The organism is Niveispirillum irakense DSM 11586, from assembly GCF_000429645.1.
Lineage (GTDB): Bacteria > Pseudomonadota > Alphaproteobacteria > Azospirillales > Azospirillaceae > Niveispirillum > Niveispirillum irakense.
In genome coordinates this window covers 338319-356308 of sequence record NZ_AUCG01000023.1, presented here as the reverse complement: position 1 = coordinate 356308, position 17990 = coordinate 338319, and the positions used below count along the sequence as shown (strand labels likewise).

Here is a 17990-nt window from a genome sequence, read left to right as displayed (position 1 = left end):
CATGAAGAATATCGGCCAGATGATGAAGCAGGCCCAGCAGATGCAGGCCAAGATGCAGGAAATGCAGTCCAAGCTGACGGAGCATGAGGCGACCGGTGTGTCCGGTGCCGGCATGGTTCAGGTGACGCTGAACGGCAAAGGCGACCTGCGCGGCATCAAGATCGATAAATCCGTTGTCGATCCGGAGGATGTCGAGGTCCTGGAAGACCTGATCACTGCCGCCTTCAACGACGCCAAGGCCAAGGTCGAGGCTTACATGGCCGAACAGACCAATGCCATGATGGGCGGGATGAAGCTGCCGCCGGGGATGAAGTTCCCGTTCTGACCCTGGCGCCCGTATAGAATATTGATCTGGCCGTCCCGGTTCGCCGGGGCGGCCTTTTCATTGCCGAGCTCATTGTCAAAGACCGTGCGACGGGGCTTTCTTCCCGCTGGAACAATTGCCGAACATCGGCTAGTCTCCGCCCATGATTGGACCTGAAATTGACCGCCTGATCCAGTTGCTGGCCAAGCTGCCCGGTTTGGGGCCGCGTTCGGCGCGCCGCGTGGCCCTGCATCTGATTAAGAGGCGGGATAGTCTGATGGCGCCGCTGGGGGCTGCCCTGGCGGAAGCGGCGGCCGGTATCCGCACCTGTTCGGTCTGTGGCAACCTGGATAGCGCTGACCCCTGCCATATCTGCACCGATGACCGCCGTGACCCGTCCCTGCTGTGCGTGGTGGAAGAGGTGGGCGATCTTTGGGCGCTGGAACGGACCGGCGCGTTCAAAGGTCGCTATCATGTGCTGGGCGGCACCCTGTCAGCGCTGGAAGGGGTGGGGCCGGATGATCTGGCAATCCCCGGTCTTCTGGAGCGGGCAGCGCGGCCAGAGGTTCGGGAAGTGATCCTGGCGCTGAATGCGACGGTTGGTGGCCAGACCACGGCCCATTACATCTCCGACCGGTTGGCTCACTGTGACGTGATCCTGACACGGCTGGCCCATGGGGTGCCTGTGGGCGGCGAACTGGATTATCTGGATGATGGTACGCTGACGGCGGCCTTACGCGCCCGTCGCAACGTCTGATCCGGTGGCATCAATCAAGCAGCAGGCGGCAATCATCTTCCTGCAGCAGGCAATGTTGAAGCATTCCATCCGGGTCGTTTCCATCCAGCCTTAACCCTGGGGGTGGTGGGATGATCCTCAGTGCCCCCATTATCTGGGTTGGGCTCGCCCCCGGCTGGGTCGCGACGGGCAGAAGCAGCCTGTTGAAATGCCGCCATTCCACCCCAGGCGCGACCAGAAAGCCGCGATAGAAGAGGGGGCGGCCACTCTCCAGCGGCTTTCGGAACAGGCTGTTGCGCTTTTCCCGGGCGTCCGGTTTCACCATTTCGTCCAGATAGCGGCCGGTACTGTCCTCGCCGAAAAAATCCCGTAATTTCGATCCGTAGAGACGGCAACGGAAGCGATCACCTTCCTGCGCGTATATGAACATGTACGGCAACAGGATGCGGGGAAGGTCATACGGTTCCAAATCCGCCCGGCAGGGCGTTTCTCCCCTCGTCGCCTGGGCAAGGCACCAGCGCCGCAGCAAGGCGGCCAAAGGGGGATGTCCCATGATCGTGGCAATCGCCACTTTGCCATCCAATCCCGCCAAGCGCTCAGGTCTCCCGTTCCAATAATCGTTGTCAGGGGTACCCGACGATGCAACCGAATTGTTATAACAAGCTGGCTGGACACTGTCCCCGCCGGATCGAATATCCATTGGTGCAGGATAGCGCACCCGCTGCGCAGCCGGTTCCTTTAAGCCATAAAGAAAAAGGAGAAGGGTTTGTCTGATCAGTCAACCGCGATTGCCCTGGACCGGTCTGCGGTCATGCCCTTGCTGGTCATGGCTGGGGCTTCCGGTGTCGGATTACTTGCCCTTTGGGCACTTGGCGGATCGGCAGAGGGGGCATGGCTGCGGATGTGGCGTGATGCTGCCGATCCGGCAAATTACTGGATGCCTCACTTGCTGTTGCGCTCGGTACAGGATCTGACAGCCCTGGGCGGTATCCCCGTCATGCTGTTTTTCTGCCTGCTAGCGGCCGGTCTGCTGGTGGTCATGCACCGATTGGCGCTGGCGGGCTTCCTGTTCGCCTCCGTGTTGGGCGGCATCGCGTTGAACAGTTTTTTAAAGGCGATGATTGACCGGGGGCGCCCGGATGTCGTGCCGCATGCTGTGGAGGTGTTGACCCCCAGTTTCCCCAGCAGCCATGCCATGATGTCCACCATCACTTATCTGACATTGGGATTGATCTGCGCCCGCAATCTGCCGGGTTTGAATGTGCGCCGCTATATCATGACGGTCGCGATGATGGTGCCGCTGATCATTGGCTGCACGCGGGTGGTTTTAGGCGTGCATTGGCCCACAGATATTTTGGCCGGCTGGTGCCTGGGCGCCTTATGGGTCTTATTCTGCTGGGCGGTTGCCGCCCGGATCACGGGTGGGCAGGCCGCTTCTGGCGCCTGATTATTCTGCCGCGATGGCGGGGGCGAGGCTGTCATTGCAGGCCGTGCGATGCACCTCGCCCACCATATCCTTGATAGTGGTGAAGCAGCGACCGCACTGGGGCATCTTCCCGCACGCCTTGAATACGCTGGCGACGCTGGCCGCACCGTTTTCCACGCTGTGGCGGACGGATTTGCAGTTGATCGCGTTGCAGACGCAGACGTACATGACGACCCCGTTTGAGACCCAACCGCCGATCTTCCCGGCGTGGCCCCATAGATACTGCAACTCACTCTCATCCGTAAAGAGTTTTATTCCGATCCGCTATAGGGGCAGGCCGGGGGATGCCCGGCCTGCCCAACTTGGTATCGTACCAGCGGCATGAAATCTTGACCTTTGGTCAATCTTTCCTGCCCCTCATGCGCCGGGCGCTGCCATCCGGCAGCTTGGCTTGCGCCGGACGTGCGGCGCGGCGGCGGTCGCCGCCGTACCAACGGTCAAGAATTTTGACCGTTGATATCAAAGCGTCAGCAATTGCTGGCGGGTGATCCAGAAAACCTCGCCAAAGCTCAGTTCGGTTTCCAGCCACAGGAAGTCCGCGTCCGGATAGGCTTCTTCCAGGGCGGCGCGGCCGGTGCCGACTTCAACCAGCAGTCCGCCATCGTTGGTCAGGTATTTCGGGGCTTCCTTCAGGATACGGTGAACAATATCCATCCCGTCGGCACCGCCGCCGACCAGGGCCATGGTCGGTTCCGCCTGATATTCCGGCGGCAGGTTCTCCATCGCCTCGGCATCGACATAGGGCGGGTTGGAGATGATCAGGTCGTATTTCTTGCCCTTCAGCGGCTTGAACAGGTCGCCATGATACAGCTTCACCCGATCTTCCAGACCGTGGTCGGCGACATTGATCTTCGCCACTTCCAGCGCATCGGGCGACAGGTCAACGGCATCGACTGTGGCCAGCGGGAAGATACTGGCGGCCAGAATGGCCAGACAGCCGGACCCGGTGCAGAGATCCAGCACGGATTCCACGTCCGTTACATCATCCACCAGGGTGAAGTCCTGTTCACCGCCGAACAGCTCGCCAAACAGCAGCTCTCCGATGAAGGAGCGCGGCACGATCACCCTTTCATCAATATAGAAGGGCACGCCCTGGATATAGGTGCGCTTGGTCAGATAGGCGGCCGGCTTGCGGCTGGTGACGCGCAGATTGATGATCTCGGCCAGGGCATGCCGCTCGCCGGGCATCAGGCGGGCGTCGAGATAGGGCTCCAACTGGTCCACCGGCAGCTTCAGCGTTTCCAGGACCAGGAACACGGCCTCGTCATAGGCGGTGACGGCCCCGTGACCATGGACCAGACCGGCCCGGTTGAAGCGACTGACGGCATAGCGGACGAAATCGCGCACGGTTAACAGTTCCACCGCCACGCGGTCGGCGGGGGGCAGGGCCATGTCGCTCATCTGATAACTACTCCCGGTTCTGGGTTCTGTTAGGCACGGATCAAAGGGAAAGGGACTGGTTCAGCCCTGCTGCGGGCCGGCCGGCTGCTGCTGGGTGATGCAATGGATGCCGCCGCCACCGCGCACAATATCCAGGGCCGGCACGGGCACCACTTTACGCTCGGGGAACAGCTTGCGGAAGGTGCGCAAGGCTTCCTCATCCATCGGGTCTTCAAAGAACGGCATTACGATGCCGCCATTGGCCATGTAGAAATTGGTGTAGGAAAGGGTGAGGCGCACGCCATCCTGCTCCTGACGGGCGGGCGTGCGCAGGGTCACCACCTCCAGCGCGTGGCCCGCCGCGTCACGGGCGGCCGCCAGACGGGCGAGATTGTCCTGAAAGACGGGATAGTTCGGGTCGGATTTATCATCCGTCACCATGGTCAGCACCACGCCCGGCTTTACGAAGCAGGCGATCTCGTCAATATGGCCGTCGGTTTCATCCTGCTCATAGCCCTGGCCCAGCCAGATGATTTCCCGAACGCCCAGGTAATCTCGCAGATGGCCTTCAATCTCCGTCCGTGTCAGATGGGGGTTGCGGTTGGGGTTCAGCAGGCATTCCTCCGTCGTCAGCAGCGTGCCTTCACCATCGACATGGAAGGAGCCGCCCTCCATCACCAGGGGCGCGCCATAGCGCTTCAGCCCTTGCTGTTCCAGGATCAGGCGCCCGACTTCGGTATCAAGCTGGAAATCATCGTAATTGCGGCCCCAGGCGTTGAACCCCCAATGCACGCCCGCCACGTCACCGGCATCGTTCACGACGAAGCTGGGGCCATTGTCGCGCACCCAACTGTCGCTCGTGGGCATGGGGACGACATTGACGCCCTTGCCGCAGGCCAGGCTGACCTCCGCCAGCCCGCCATCGGGGCAGAGCATGGTCACCGGCTCGAACTGGGCAATAGCCTTCGCAACCTCGGCATAGGCGGCGCGGGCGGCATCCAGCCCGTTGGGAAAGGTCTCGGCGCGGACCGGCCACGCCATCCAGCAGCGCGCGTGCGGCGCCCATTCCGCGGGCATGCGGAAACCATCGGCAAAGGGTGTGGTCATCGGCCCAGATCCTGTCATGTGACGGCGCACAAAAAACGCCCCGGCGAAGGTAATCGCCGGGGCGTGTTCCTGACAACCATGCCGATGCTAAAACCGCAATCGGCTTATAGGATCTGGGTCAGACTGAAAAATGGAGACTGCTAAAAGAAGCAGGCCCTGTCGCCTCAATCACGGCGATTGGCCGGGGACTTCACAACTGGAGCGGCGAACGGAGAAAAAGCACCGAGCCGCAGCATGGGAAGCAGGAAAAAGAAACGCATGATGGATCCCCATCGTTGTTGCAGATGGGTGTAATATAATTGCTCAGGTGATTTTCCGCCAGCCGGGGGCACTGCCGGGGCAAGCCTGCGCGGCGTGCATGGCTTGTCTTATTACTTTAACGTTTACTCTGTTTTGCGTTTTCAGGGCTCAAGCACCCGGTCGCCGCATGTGGAATCGTTGTGCATCACTGATGGTGAAATAGTCGGTAGGGCCGCCCCCGCGCAGAATCGGATCGGCTTTTACCGTGTCATAAACACCATCCGTCAGCAGCCGCCGGTCGATCCGGACAAACACCACTTCCCCCAGAACCAGCCATGTATCCAGTTCACTGCCATTGGCATTCTGCAGCCGGATCAGTTGGGTGAGACGGCATTCAAAGCTGACCGGGCTTTCGGCCACGCGCGGCGGGGCCACGCGCTGCGATGGGGCTGGCGTTAAGCCGGCAAGGGCGAATTCGTCCACCTCTGACGCGACGACAGCCGCACTTTCATTCATCGCCTCTGCCAGGGAACGGGTCGCCAGATTCCAGACGAACTCCCCAGTCTCCTGGATATTGGCGACGCTGTCCTTCCAGCCCGTACTGGCAAAGCCGATGATGGGGGGGCGGTAGTTGAAGGCGTTGAAAAAGCTGTAAGGGGCCAGATTGCGGATACCGGCCTTGCTCTGGCTGGAAATCCAGCCGATCGGACGCGGGGCGATAATGGCATTCAACGGATCATGGGGCAGCCCATGGCCGGCGGACGGTTCATAGATGTGATCATCGCTCAATTCCCGTCTCCATCCGCGTCGGCCATCAGGCCGGTTCCTACTGTCAGGGCTGCCTGTTCAAGCCGTTTCAGCATCGCCATTAAGGCATCCATCTCCGCAGGCCCGATCCCGGACAGCAACTCTTTTTCCAGGGACAGGGCAACGGGGGCCACTTCTTCATAAAGACGGATGCCTGCTTCTGTCAGCACCAAAAGATGGGACCGTTTGTCCTGGGGATTGTCACGCCGCTCCAGCAGGGCACGGTCACAGAGGGCGATGGCGGCGCGGCTGACCGTTACCTTGTCCATCCGGGTCCGCTGGCCGATGGATTGCTGGGTCTGTGGGCCGTCCTCCGCCAGCACGGCGACCAGCCGCCATTCCGCCACCTTCAGCCCGAAACGCGCTTCATAGGCCGATGCGATCACATCGCTGACCAGATTGGCGGTGACGGACAGCCGGTAGGGGACGAAATCCTCCAGCCGGAGCAGGGGCGGCGGTGATGGCGGCGGTGTCGTCATAAGGCGGGCGCCGGCAGGATTACGGCATGGCAAGGCCCGAAGCCGATGGGGACACGCCCCGGCGCTTCTGCCCGCGCGCTGAGGAACAGCTCGTCCCCATCCTCCAGAAAGCGGCGTTCCTCCCCTGTTGGCAGGGTAATGGCCAGTTTACCGCCTTCGGTAATCTCCAGCAGGCTGCCATATCCCGTGCGCTCAGGCGCTGAAATGGTGCCTGTCCCCAACAGGTCACCCGGATGAAGATCGCAGCCATTGCTGGCATGGTGGGTCAGAAGCTGCGCCACCGTCCAATAAAGGTTGCTTGCCGGCCCCTGGCTGAGCGTGAAGGGGGCCATCCCGGCCTCTCGCATGGCTGCCGACCGGATGGAGACTGTCAGGCCCAGTGCCAGCGCGCCTTTGGCCTGATCCGCCTTGTCCCACAGATAGGGCAGCGGCTGCGGGTCGTCCTGCGGGCGTGGGGTTTGGGCCAGCCGGAACGGGGCCATCGCTTCTGCCGTCACCACCCAGGGGGAAATGGTGGTATGGAAATTCTTGGCCAGGAAGGGCCCCAGCGGCTGATATTCCCATGCTTGCAGGTCGCGGGCCGACCAGTCATTCAACAGACAATAGCCGGCAATATGGTTGGCGGCCTCATGGATGGGGATGGGCTGCCCCAGATCATTGCCGGGGCCGACCCAGATGCCCAGTTCAAGCTCGTAATCCAGGCGGCGGCAGGGGCCGAAATCCGGCACCTCTGCCTGTGGGGGCTTGCGCTGCCCGTTGGGCCGTACCACCGGCACGCCCGATGCGCGGATGGAGGAAGCGCGGCCGTGATAGCCGATGGGCACATGCTTGTAGTTCGGCAACAGCGGATTATCCGGCCGGAACAGGGCGCCAACATTGGTGGCGTGATGGATGCCGGCATAAAAATCGGTGTAATCGCCGATGCGCGCCGGGACATGCAGGGTGCATTCGGTTGCGGCATGCAGGCAGGGGGATACTTCGTCGCGATGGGCCGGATCGGACAGCAGGTCCGACAGCCGGCGGCGCAGCGCCTGACGGTCGGATGCGGGCAGGCCCAGCAGGTCATTCAGCGCCGGCTGGGAAAGCGCAGCGGTGGCCGATTGCGGCAGCAGACCGGCCTCAGCCAGTTGCGCCAGATCCAGGATGAAATCGCCAATCGCCACACCGGGGCGGGGGCCGGAACCGGTTGGGCTGAACAGGCCGAAAGGCAGGTTCTGGATCGGGAATTCGGCATGACCATCAGCCCCCTGCACCCAGCTTCGCCGCGCTGGATCGTGGGTCTCGTCGATGGTGAAGGCGGTCACAGTCGGTTCATTCATGGTCATGCTCATTTCGGCAGCTCCGCCTTGCGGAAATCGGCCCAGCATTCATCATAGTCAAGCTGGACCAGTTCGGTTTCAGTGGCAAAGCGGGTAGGTCGCAGCACGTAACGGCTTTCAAACATGAAGGCCATCGTCTCCGCGATCCGGTGGGGTTTCAGGTCCGCCGCGATGGCCGCATCGTAAGAGGCGCGATCCGGCCCGTGCCCCGCCATGCAATTATGCAGGGAGGCGCCACCGGGGGCAAAGCCGCCAGCCTTGGCATCATAGGCGCCATGGATCAGGCCCATGAACTCGCTCATTACATTGCGATGGAACCAGGGGGGACGGAATGTCTCCTCCGCCACCATCCAGCGCGACGGGAAAATCACGAAATCGCAATTAGCCGTGCCCGGCACCTCGCTGGGGGCGGTCAGCACGGTGAAGATGGAGGGATCGGGATGGTCATAGCTGACCGTATTGATCGTGTTGAACCGGCGCAGATCATAGCGACAGGGTGCCAGATTGCCATGCCAGGCGACGACATCGAACGGTGAATGCGCCAGCGCCATTGACCAGAGTCGGCCCTGGAATTTCTGCACGATCTCAAAGCCCGTATCCTGATCCTCGAACCAGGCGATCGGGGTTTCAAAATCGCGGGGGTTGGCCAAGCCATTGGCGCCGATTGGTCCCAGATCGGGCAGGCGGAAGGGGCTGCCATAATTCTCGCACACATAACCCCGGGCGGCACCGTCCACCAATGCCACGGCAAAGCGCACGCCACGCGGGATCAATGCCACCTGCAAAGGCTCCAGCGGGATAACCCCCATCTCCGTTACAATCCGCAGCCGGCCCTGCTGCGGCACGATCAGCATTTCACCATCCGCACTGTAGAAGGCGCGGTTCTGCATGGACCGTGTGGCGGCATAAAGATGGATGGCGATGCCGCCCATGGTGCCGACATCGCCATTGCCGGCATAGGTCACCAGCCCATCGATGAAATCCACGGGCGTTTCGGGCAGGGGCAGCGGGTCCCATCGCAGCCGGTTGGGCGAAGGAGGCACCTCATCAAACGGGGCCGCCCGGAGCAAGCTGTCCTTGCCATAGGGGGCATAGGGCATATGGCTGGCTGTGGGGCGCATCCGATAGAGCCAGCTTCGGCGATTTTCTGCCCTGGGCGCCGTGAAGGCACTGCCGGAAAGCTGTTCCGCATAAAGGCCGAAAGGCACCTGCTGGGGGGAGTTGCGGCCCACCGGCAGGGCGCCTTTTACCGCCTCTGTCGCGAAATGATTGCCGAAGCCCGGCATCATGCCGGTTGAAGAATCCGTCATGGCGCTTCTCCCATATTACCGCCTCTAGGCTTATTGGTAACAAATGTAACTACCTGGCAAACTGGTGTCAAATGTTACTATCTCGCCGCCATAGGGCGGGGGAAACATGTCATAGCGGTGCCGGATTGCCCCCGATCCGGTGAGCGGTCATGGTCGTGTATCGGTTCCGGTCATGGTCAGCAGTACGATGCGCATCCACATCATCAATCCCGCCAATGACGCGCCCAGCTATCATTCGGCGGAAATTTATGCCGCTGTGGGCGCGCCGGGCCGTACACCGGTGGCTGATCTGGCCATTGCCACCATCGCCGCTTTTGTCCCCCAGGATTGGGAAATCAGCCTGAGCGATGAAGCCATCCTGCCGGTCGATCTGGATAGGGTGGGGGTGGGTGTCGATATCGTCGCTATCACGGGGAAGGTATCGCAACGCAACCGGATGATCGCGCTGGCCGAAGCCGCGCGCCGTCATGGGGCGACGGTGCTGATCGGGGGGCCTTATGCGTCCTTGAATCCGGAGCAGATGCGCCCACACGCCGATATCCTGGTCTGTGGTGAGGTGGAGGAGATTGCCCACGGCCTGTTCACCGATATTGCCGCTGGACAATGGCGCGACAGGTATGAGGGTACGCGCCCCGACCTGCGAACCTCCCCGATCCCGCGCTGGGATCTGTACCCGAACCATGGGGCGACCATGGGCACCCTGCAGACTTCGCGCGGGTGCCCCTTCCAGTGTGATTTCTGCGATGTGATCCAGTATCTGGGCCGCAAACAGCGGCACAAGGATGTTTCACAAGTCATCGCTGAACTGGACGTCCTTTATCACCACGGCTATCGCCAGATATTCCTGGCGGATGATAATTTCACCGTCTACCGTCAGCAGGCCCGCGCCTTGCTGGCAGCCCTTGCGGAATGGCAGCAGGCCCGGCGAAGCGACCCTGTCTACTTCATGACGCAAGTATCCATTGATATCGCCCGCGACAGTGATCTGATGCGCGCCTGTGTGGCCGCCGGATTGAACACGGTTTTCATCGGGGTGGAGACCGTGAACACGGACAGCCTGCGCGAAGCGGGCAAGAAACAGAACCTGCATCAGGATATCCATGCCGCACTCGCCACCATTCTGGGTCATGGCATCGCCGTGCATGCCGGGATCGTGGTGGGGTTCGATGCGGATCAGGCCGATATTTTCGACCGGTTGCGTGGCTTCATTCAGGACTCGCCCATTCCCCTGCTGGCGATTGGCAGTCTGGTTGCCCCGCCGGGCACACCGCTTTACGACCGGTTGCGGGCGGAAGGGCGGCTGGACGGACCGGACTGGAAGAATGCCAACGGCCACACCACCAATATCATCCCCCGGCATATGTCGCGGGTGGAACTGGAGCAGGGGGTGGCCCAGCTCTGTGCCGATGTCTATGCCCCGCGCGCGCTGGAGCAGCGGATCGACAATTTCCTGGCTGCCTATGGCGGGGGCGTGGCGCCGACAGCAGAGCCACAGCCCATGGGCCTGCCGGAAAGCGAAAAGCCGTTGCTGAAATGGCTTTCCGGCCAGGGAATGGCGGAAAAGGCCATGATCATGCGGGTGCTGCGCAAAGCGACGTTCCGTCCCGATGCGCAGGGCCATATCCTGACCTTCCTCAGCCGCTATGCCCAGATCCGCTATATGCTGAAAGCCAACGAAGCCGGGAGCGAAGCGGACTCCGCTGCTGCAGCCTGATCAGGCGGAGCGGCGGACCTGGGACACAAAGGCACCCACGGCCTTCGTCAGGCGATCGGTGCGCTGGCGTAACGTCTCCGACAGGCCGGTCATCCGGTCGGCAGCCTGACCGGTGGAGGTGCCAACCCGCACCACATCGTCGCCCAATTGGGCTGAAACGCGGGTGGCGGCAGCGGCGTTGGAGGCGTGGGAAGCCATTTCCCGGGTGGCGGCATCCTGCTCCGTCATGGCGCTGGCGATGGCGGCATTCACCTGATCCAGATCGGTGATGATCTGGGCGATTTCCTCAATCGCGGCTACGGCTTCATCCGTGCTTTGCCGGATCGCGGCGATCTTATCGCCCACATCCTGGGCTGACCGCGCACTTTGGGCCGCAAGGTTCTTCACCTCATTGGCGACGACGTTGAAGCCCTTGCCAGCCTCCCCGGCGCGGGATGCCTCAATGGTCGCGTTCAGCGCCAGAAGCTGGGTCTGGGAAGCCAGATCGGTGATCGCGCCCAGCACGCTATCAATGCTGCGGGTGGTTTCAGACAGGCTGGCGACAATCCGCTGACTATCCCGTGCCTTCTCTGTCGCGCGGTGGGAGACGGCGGTGGACCGCTCCAATTGCTCACCAATCTCAGAGATGGCGGCGGCAAGCTGCTCTGTGCCTTCCGCCAGCGTATCCACGCTTTCAGACGCGCCCTGGCTTGATTTGCTCACCCCGTCAGCAATTTCGATGCCCTTCTGGGCAAAGCCGCGCAGGGCCTCGGCATCTTCGGATGCCTGCCGCGCGGCGGCGGAAACTTCCACGGCCAACTGGCCGACATCCTGCTCAAGCTGATCGGCGACCTGATTGAGTGCCGTTATCCGCTCTTCACGGGCCTGGACAGCCAGCGCCTCACGCTCCGCCGTTGCCTTTTCAATCGCTTCCCGGGCCTCATGCGCCTCGGCCAGTGCTGCCTCTGCACTATGGAAGGCACGGGACATGGTGGTGGCCAGCGCCAGCAGCAGCCCCGTCTGGAACAGGATCAACCAGCAATGCAGCAGCACGCGCAGCACGTCCACATTGCCGGGAAACAGATAATCGGGGGCGAGGAACGCGGTTGCCAGATGGTGGATTTCCAGCACCACAGCCCCGGCAATCAATGCCCAACGGTCGCAATAGCCGGCAACCACCGCCATCAGCACGTAGAAATAGATATGGATGTCGGAATGCCAGGCCGTGCCCTGGACCGCCACCATCGCAGCCGCCGCGGCCATGGGCAGCAATCCGCCCAGCACGATCCGCTCCAGCGCCTGTCCACGCAGCAGCCAATGTGCCGCCACCCCAGCAAGGAACAATAAGGCCGAAAGTAATGTCGCCGTTCCCTTGAAGTGCCCTGTCAGAACCAGTTCACCCACAGCGATGGCCGGCACCTGGAGCAAGAGCAGCCCCAGGATCAGCAGGGAGGTCATCCGGCGGATATTCGCAAGTTGCATCATCGTGCCACGGTCCTTGAAAGGTCAGTCCGGAAGGGAAACGAAGGCGGAAACGGTGCTGACGCGGGGGTGAAAGGACGAAAAAGGGAAATGCGGGCTGCAATCATGCCGGTTGGAGGGCGCCGGACGATACCACCTTCGTGGTGGCGCCCCTATATCCTATAGAAGGGTTTCGTCCGGGATGATCCATGTCAAGCCAACGCATAATTTTCGCATCTGTTTCGGCTGAAAAAGATGAAGCGGCAATATCAGTATTCCCCCCGCCGGGGTGATGGTGCGGCGACACATCCGGTCATTGGGGGGCGCCATTGGCCAAGGGGCCTGCGCGATAGGCACGGATCTTGGGGTGAGCGGCCAGATGCGCTTCCAGATCTTCACGCCCGGCAAATGGTTCATACCCATAAAGACGGTCCAACCTTTCCACGACGTCGCGGAAGCCGGGGGCGGGCTTGCAATGGTCTGGATGACCTCGCTGGCCTGATACCGTTCAAGCTGGGTCAAGGCGATTTCCCAGAACAGCGGTCGCCACCAGGGATAGGCAAAATCGCATCGCTTCACCACGTCGGCGCTACAATGTTGCACTGACAGAAGGCTGAAGAAATTCATCAATTCATCCAGCTTGTAGCGCTGCAGCCGTTCTTTGGAGAGGTTGCCATCCGTATCGGTCGCTGAGGCGGCGCCATAGGTACGGCTCAACCAGTCTTTAAGACCCTCATCCAAATCCAACTGATCGACCACGAACAGGCGGCTGACGACAAAATCGCGGTACCGCCGGCTGACCATGCAATGGATCAATATCTGGTGGGACGCGCTTTTGACTTCCTGGAAGTAGGGGCTGCAGAATGTCTGGAACATGTCCAGAACCGCCTTGTCGGTGGCGGCCTGCATGGTCCGCTGGTTGGCCTCCGCTGTTTCCCGCAGCTTGTCGGTAGATTCTGCCTGATCGACAAGCTGGAAGATGATCGTTGTCAGCACGCCAACAAAGGCAAGGCCAGCGAACAGCGCGTTCAAGCTGTTGAACGCATCGCCGACAGGTTGCTGCGAAACGGATTTAAGCGGACCGCCCACCGATACGATCCAGGCGACAAACCACAATACCAGCACCACAAAGCATGCTGGCAAAGCGGATTTCACCAGACGCTTCCATTCAACCCGTCGCGACATGCTTTTCTCCATCCTCGAATGGATGACATATATAAATAATAACAATTAGTTATTGAGTTTTCTTTATCTAATTTAAGAGAAATTTATAGTGATGTTCACAAATATGAGCGCCTGATTTCCATATAAGACGACAGAACGATAAGGGAAAATTATCCTATAGATTTTTATTCCTAATCCTGTTCAGCGCATAATGGCATTGAAAAAATAATTGCTTTTTTATCAAAATATTAACCAGAAATTTTACCCCTATTATCAAGGATGTTATTCCGATTTCCAAGCGCTGGCACCGCCTTTGCGGCTCGACCGCATGTGGTATTTGAACCGGTCGGGCCGGTAATGGGCGTGGATCAGTTGGATGGCGCGGCCTGTCTTGTCACGCATTACACGCTCTACCCGCAGCAAGGGCGCGCCGGGGCTCATGCCCAGGGCGGCAGCAATATGGGGCTCCGCCGCGACGGCGGTGATCCATTGCTCTGCTTCATAGGGGGTGGCGCCGGCCTGCTCCAGCAGAAGCAGAATCGGCACGGTTTTCATCGCATCGCGGGGGATCATTGCGGCAATGTCCGTGGGCATATACTGCACCAGATAGCTGAAGGGCTCCCCCGTCAGTTTGCGCAGGCGGACAGCGCGCTGGACCTTGGTACCCGGTTCGATATCCAGCAGGGCGGCAACATTTGACGCTGCTGGCTGATCGGTCATCTCCAGTATCTCGACCTGGGTTTCCAGGCCCATGGTCTTCAGGCTTTCGATCAGATTGTCGAAGCTGCCATGGACCTGCGGCAGTGCCGCTGAGGCGGTAACGACCGTGCCGCGCCCGCGATGGCGCGTCACCAGATCATGGGCTGCCAGCTCATTCAGCGCCCGTTTGACAGTGATGCGGGAAACATCGAACAGTTTCGCCAACTCCTGCTCACCCGGCATGATGGAGTTGGCGGGAAACGCGCCGCTGCGTATTTTTTCTCGCAATACCAGATAGATCTGGTGATAAAGCGGCGTCGGCGCGGAGTGATCCAGTTGGTCCGAGCTTAGTCCCGTTTCGATGGTCGGATGGTCCATGAAACTCCCGTCCCGATTTTGCGGATGTTGCCCTATACCCTTTTTATCAGCGTCTTCGCCCTTTTGTACAAGCGGCCCGTTGTGAGAATTTACGCCAGCTTCGTCTTGGCGAGTGGCAATGACCGGATACGGATGCCCGTTGCCGCGAAGATGGCGTTGGTAACGGCAGGGGCGACGGTGGGCAGGCCCGGCTCTCCCATTCCCCCTATGGGTGCCCCTTCTGTTTCCAGGATATGAACGTCGATCGGCGGGGTTTCCGCCATTGTCAGGGTCGGTTGATCGATGAAGGAGCTTTGATCGACCTTGCCGTCGGTCACGGTGATTTCACCGTGGTAAAGCGCCGAGAGGGCGAAGATCGCGGCACCCTGGACCTGGGCCTCAATCGTTCCCGGATCGACAGCTAAACCCGGATCAACCACCGCGACCAGTTTTTCGATTTTCGCCTTGCCATCTGTTACGCTGACCAGGGCGCTATGGGCCACAAGCGTGCCATAGGATTCCATGAAGGCGATGCCCAGGCCCTGGCCCGGCGGCAGCGCACGGCCCCAGCCGATGGCTTCCGCTGCTTTGTCCAATACCCTGACCGACCGCGGATGATCGGTCAGCAGATCGCGGCGGAAATGATAGGGGTCGTGCCCGCCCGCATAGGCCAGCTCGTCAATGATGCTTTCGACGAAAAAACCGTTCTGCGAATGGCCGACGCCACGCCACATGCCGATGGGGATCGGCGTTGGCTGGTCCACCCAATCCACCGTCAGCGCCGGCAGCTTGTATTGAATATCGTTCAATCCGCCCACGGCCGCAAAATCGGCACGCGGCGGCCCGCTTGGGGCCCGCTGCCACGCCATCAGGGAGGGACCGACGGCGGTCAGGTGCAAGCCTGTTAGCTTCCTTGTCGCGTCCAGGCTGATCCGGGCACGCAACCCCATGCCCGGGCGGTAAAAATCGTGCTGGGTATCTTCCTCGCGTGTCCAGATCAGCTTGACCGGGCGCCCGACGGCTTTGGCGATTTCTGCGGCCTGCACGGCGAAGTCACGGGGCCAGCGCCGGCCGAACCCGCCGCCCAGGAAGGTGCGATGCACGGTCACCTGTTCCGGATTAATGCCCAGCAACTGCCCCACCACGCGCGCCACCATTTGGGGGCCCTGGGTTGGTGCCCATAAGGTGGCGCGGTCCCCGTCCACTTGGGCGACGCAGGTCATCGGCTCCATCGTCATATGGGCCAGAAAGGGGACATCGTAGAAATAGTCCAGCCGATGGGCGGCATCCGCCCAGGCGGTGGCCGTATCGCCCTGTGCCAGCGCCTGGATGGCCGGCCCCTTCACCGCCAGCCCCGGTCGCGTAGCGGCGAGTGCAGCGGTGGAACAGGCGGGATCACGCCCCCCATCAAATTCCACCTCCAGCGCGTCATATCCCTTGCGGGCCGCCCAGAAATTCTCCGCCACGATGGCAAGGCCGGCTTCATAGGGGAAAGGTGTGTCCAGCACCTGTCCGCCGAAGGGCACCACAGCGACCACGCCTGGAATGGCCAGGGCAGGGGCCGGATCGTAATGACGCACGCTGCCGCCGAAAACCGGGCTCATCTTCACGATGGCGGTCAACAGGCCGGGCAGTTTGATATCGCCTGCATAGATGGCGCGACCGCTGACCTTCTCCGCACAATCCTTGGCCGGGGTCGCCTGACCCACCAGTTTTAATTGGTCGCGGGGCTTCAGCGGTGGGTTTTCCGGCAGGGGCAGGGCGGATGCCGCTTTGACCAGCTTTCCAATATTGATCCGTCGGCTGGACTGGGCGTCGACCGCAAACCCATTTTCAATTCGCACCCGGTCCAAAGGGATTTGCCAGTGTGCGGCGGCGGCCTGACGCAGCATTTCCCGCGCCTGGGCCCCCAGCTTGCGCAGCAGCGGGTAATAGCCCCGCACACTGATGGACTGGCCCGTCGTCTGGCCCTTGGTGGCCGGGTTTGCCAGCGCCTGATTCCCGTCGGAATTCACGACCGTGACCTGTGACCAGTCACCGCCTAACTCGTCAATCAGGATCTTAGGCAGAGAGGTGAAGATACCTTGGCCCATTTCTGCCGCTGGTGTGGCAACGGTGATGGCGCCATCTTCGGCGATATCCATCCAGGCAGCGAAAGGCGTGTCTGCATCCGTTGCCTGGCCGGCGGCGCTGGCCAATCCTGCATGGCCTGCAACCAAACCCAGCAGCAGGCTGCCACCGCCGGCAAGGATGGCACGACGGGAAGGGGCGGGGGCGGACCATGTGGCTGCCGATTTGTCTCTTGTCACGAAACCTCCTTCACCCGATACGCCAATCTTGATTGTAAAGGACGACAAAGCACCTTAACCTTCAACCAGCAACCACCTGTCGGGCACGGCCATAACAGGTGTGGAAAGCCTTTATTTCCATCACTTGGGCATCGTCAGCCTGTCATCCATCTCCACCGGGACACCCTTTTCTAAAGGTATCATGTATAATACAACGCGGGCAAACCGGTTGATGCCCTCCCGGATTTCGGGGAACAGTTTATGCGTAGCGCCGGCCGATTGAAGCGATTGGGGATATGAATTGGCTTTGACCACAAAGCAGAAAAAGGGACGTCCGGCCAGCGGTGGCGGGCGGGGGGCCTTGTCCAAGGATGGCAGCAGCCTGCCGGTTTATCACCAGCTTTATGTCGTGCTGCGCCAGCAGATCACCGATGGGGCCTATGGTCCCACCACGCCATTGCCCACGGAAATGGCCCTGTCTGCCCAGTTCAACCTTTCTCGCGTTACGGTGCGCCGGGCGCTGGAGATGCTGGAACGGGAAGGGCTGGTCGTGCGCCGCCAGGGGGTGGGCACCTTCCCGGCCCCCCAGGAAGGGGGAGGTGCCGGCCCCCAGCGCCTGTCTGGCTTGATCGAGAACCTGATCACCATCGGGGTGGAAACGACGGCACAGACCCTGGCCTTCAACCCTGATACGCTGCTGCCTCCCCATGCTGTGGCAGCGTTGAAGCTGCCAGCCGGCAGCCGGGGGGTATGGCTGGAGCGTCTGCGCTCCCACAAGGACAAGCCGGTATCCCTGACAGGGGTCTATCTGGCGCCATCCTATGGCCCGCTTCTGGACGGGCAGATGGCGGATGACAGGCCGGTGGTGCGCATTCTGGAACAGGCCGGCATCATTGCCGTCAGCGCTGAACAGACCATCAGTGCCATCGCCGCCAACGACCATGCGGCGGAAAAGCTGGGTGTGGCGATCGGCTCGCCGGTAATCCGCCTGCGGCGGACCGTGTTTGACCGGGAAGGCAAACCCATCCTGCATCAGCAGAGCCTCTATAATCCCGACCGGTACGAATATTACATGCTGCTGACCCGCGACAACAGCACCGCCCGGCCGCAATGGCGCCATATCGGCTGAAGCCGGGGACGGCTGGGGGGAAAGGCAACCT

General features: G+C 61.2%; 17 protein-coding genes. 5 read left to right on the top strand and 12 right to left on the bottom strand.

Features of this window, described 5'->3' with window-relative positions; all coding sequences use genetic code 11:
- Position 1 precedes the first annotated feature (1 nt).
- Positions 2-325: a YbaB/EbfC family nucleoid-associated protein gene (locus G473_RS0113785; RefSeq protein ID WP_029013577.1), complete on the top strand. Its 324-nt coding sequence runs from the start codon at positions 2-4 to the stop codon at positions 323-325.
- 142 nt (positions 326-467) lie between these two features.
- Positions 468-1061 (top strand): recombination mediator RecR, encoded by a 594-nt coding sequence (recR, locus tag G473_RS0113780; protein ID WP_029013576.1) that lies wholly within the window; start codon positions 468-470, stop codon positions 1059-1061.
- A 10-nt stretch (positions 1062-1071) separates the two neighbouring features.
- Here the strand turns inward: recR and G473_RS0113775 are convergent, their stop codons facing one another.
- Positions 1072-1758: a PAS domain-containing protein gene (locus G473_RS0113775; protein WP_154667406.1), complete on the bottom strand. Its 687-nt coding sequence runs from the start codon at positions 1756-1758 to the stop codon at positions 1072-1074.
- 48 nt (positions 1759-1806) lie between these two features.
- On the opposite strand from G473_RS0113775, the gene G473_RS26950 reads away from it, so the two are divergent.
- Positions 1807-2487, top strand: a complete 681-nt coding sequence (locus tag G473_RS26950; RefSeq protein ID WP_051330280.1) for a phosphatase PAP2 family protein — start codon at positions 1807-1809, stop codon at positions 2485-2487.
- Here the strand turns inward: G473_RS26950 and G473_RS0113765 are convergent, their stop codons facing one another.
- From G473_RS0113765 to hmgA, 7 genes are all read right to left on the bottom strand, one after another.
- A complete protein-coding gene (locus G473_RS0113765) occupies positions 2488-2694 on the bottom strand; it encodes a (2Fe-2S)-binding protein (RefSeq protein ID WP_029013574.1) in 207 nt (68 codons plus the stop codon).
- A gap of 291 nt (positions 2695-2985) precedes the next feature.
- On the bottom strand, positions 2986-3927 hold the full coding sequence (prmB, locus tag G473_RS0113760) for a 50S ribosomal protein L3 N(5)-glutamine methyltransferase (protein WP_084438120.1): 942 nt from the start codon (positions 3925-3927) through the stop codon (positions 2986-2988).
- Positions 3928-3987: 60 nt separating this feature from the next.
- Positions 3988-5013 (bottom strand): agmatine deiminase, encoded by a 1026-nt coding sequence (aguA, locus tag G473_RS0113755; protein WP_029013572.1) that lies wholly within the window; start codon positions 5011-5013, stop codon positions 3988-3990.
- A gap of 408 nt (positions 5014-5421) precedes the next feature.
- On the bottom strand, positions 5422-6042 hold the full coding sequence (locus tag G473_RS0113750; protein ID WP_029013571.1) for a flavin reductase family protein: 621 nt from the start codon (positions 6040-6042) through the stop codon (positions 5422-5424).
- Complete coding sequence (locus G473_RS26945; RefSeq protein WP_210163324.1) at positions 6039-6539, bottom strand: MarR family winged helix-turn-helix transcriptional regulator; 501 nt, start codon at positions 6537-6539, stop codon at positions 6039-6041. Before G473_RS26945 ends, G473_RS0113750 begins: the two co-directional genes overlap by 4 nt.
- A complete protein-coding gene (fahA, locus tag G473_RS0113740; RefSeq protein ID WP_210163323.1) occupies positions 6536-7858 on the bottom strand; it encodes a fumarylacetoacetase in 1323 nt (440 codons plus the stop codon). The genes G473_RS26945 and fahA overlap by 4 nt, the downstream gene beginning before the upstream one ends.
- Positions 7859-7866: 8 nt before the next feature.
- Positions 7867-9168 (bottom strand): homogentisate 1,2-dioxygenase, encoded by a 1302-nt coding sequence (hmgA, locus tag G473_RS0113735; protein WP_029013569.1) that lies wholly within the window; start codon positions 9166-9168, stop codon positions 7867-7869.
- A 172-nt stretch (positions 9169-9340) separates the two neighbouring features.
- Between hmgA and G473_RS26940 the strand changes: the two genes are divergently transcribed.
- Positions 9341-10882: a B12-binding domain-containing radical SAM protein gene (locus tag G473_RS26940; protein ID WP_210163322.1), complete on the top strand. Its 1542-nt coding sequence runs from the start codon at positions 9341-9343 to the stop codon at positions 10880-10882.
- Here G473_RS26940 and G473_RS0113725 read toward each other — a convergent pair whose 3' ends face one another.
- From G473_RS0113725 to G473_RS26935, 4 genes are all read right to left on the bottom strand, one after another.
- The gene (locus G473_RS0113725; RefSeq protein ID WP_029013568.1) at positions 10883-12346 is read right to left on the bottom strand and encodes a methyl-accepting chemotaxis protein; all 1464 of its coding nucleotides are present in this window, start codon (positions 12344-12346) and stop codon (positions 10883-10885) included.
- Positions 12347-12502: 156 nt separating this feature from the next.
- Entirely contained in the window at positions 12503-13507 is a 1005-nt protein-coding gene (locus G473_RS0113720; protein WP_029013567.1) for a hypothetical protein, read from the bottom strand.
- A gap of 261 nt (positions 13508-13768) precedes the next feature.
- Complete coding sequence (locus G473_RS0113715) at positions 13769-14563, bottom strand: GntR family transcriptional regulator (RefSeq protein WP_051330279.1); 795 nt, start codon at positions 14561-14563, stop codon at positions 13769-13771.
- An 89-nt stretch (positions 14564-14652) separates the two neighbouring features.
- Positions 14653-16851, bottom strand: a complete 2199-nt coding sequence (locus G473_RS26935) for a xanthine dehydrogenase family protein molybdopterin-binding subunit (RefSeq protein WP_051330278.1) — start codon at positions 16849-16851, stop codon at positions 14653-14655.
- Positions 16852-17131: 280 nt separating this feature from the next.
- On the opposite strand from G473_RS26935, the gene G473_RS0113705 reads away from it, so the two are divergent.
- The gene (locus G473_RS0113705; RefSeq protein WP_029013565.1) at positions 17132-17959 is read left to right on the top strand and encodes a GntR family transcriptional regulator; all 828 of its coding nucleotides are present in this window, start codon (positions 17132-17134) and stop codon (positions 17957-17959) included.
- The last annotated feature ends 31 nt before the right edge of the window (positions 17960-17990 follow it).

Coding starts and splice junctions, on each gene's coding strand:
- G473_RS0113720 (WP_029013567.1), bottom strand. CDS start 13,507: ATGTCGCGACGGGTTGAATGGAAGCGTCTGGTGAAATCCGCTTTGCCA.
- G473_RS0113785 (WP_029013577.1), top strand. CDS start 2: ATGAAGAATATCGGCCAGATGATGAAGCAGGCCCAGCAGATGCAGGCC.
- G473_RS26945 (WP_210163324.1), bottom strand. CDS start 6,539: ATGACGACACCGCCGCCATCACCGCCGCCCCTGCTCCGGCTGGAGGAT.
- G473_RS0113725 (WP_029013568.1), bottom strand. CDS start 12,346: ATGATGCAACTTGCGAATATCCGCCGGATGACCTCCCTGCTGATCCTG.
- G473_RS0113715 (WP_051330279.1), bottom strand. CDS start 14,563: ATGGACCATCCGACCATCGAAACGGGACTAAGCTCGGACCAACTGGAT.
- recR (WP_029013576.1), top strand. CDS start 468: ATGATTGGACCTGAAATTGACCGCCTGATCCAGTTGCTGGCCAAGCTG.
- prmB (WP_084438120.1), bottom strand. CDS start 3,927: ATGAGCGACATGGCCCTGCCCCCCGCCGACCGCGTGGCGGTGGAACTG.
- fahA (WP_210163323.1), bottom strand. CDS start 7,858: ATGAATGAACCGACTGTGACCGCCTTCACCATCGACGAGACCCACGAT.
- G473_RS26940 (WP_210163322.1), top strand. CDS start 9,341: ATGGTCAGCAGTACGATGCGCATCCACATCATCAATCCCGCCAATGAC.
- G473_RS0113765 (WP_029013574.1), bottom strand. CDS start 2,694: ATGTACGTCTGCGTCTGCAACGCGATCAACTGCAAATCCGTCCGCCAC.
- hmgA (WP_029013569.1), bottom strand. CDS start 9,168: ATGACGGATTCTTCAACCGGCATGATGCCGGGCTTCGGCAATCATTTC.
- aguA (WP_029013572.1), bottom strand. CDS start 5,013: ATGACCACACCCTTTGCCGATGGTTTCCGCATGCCCGCGGAATGGGCG.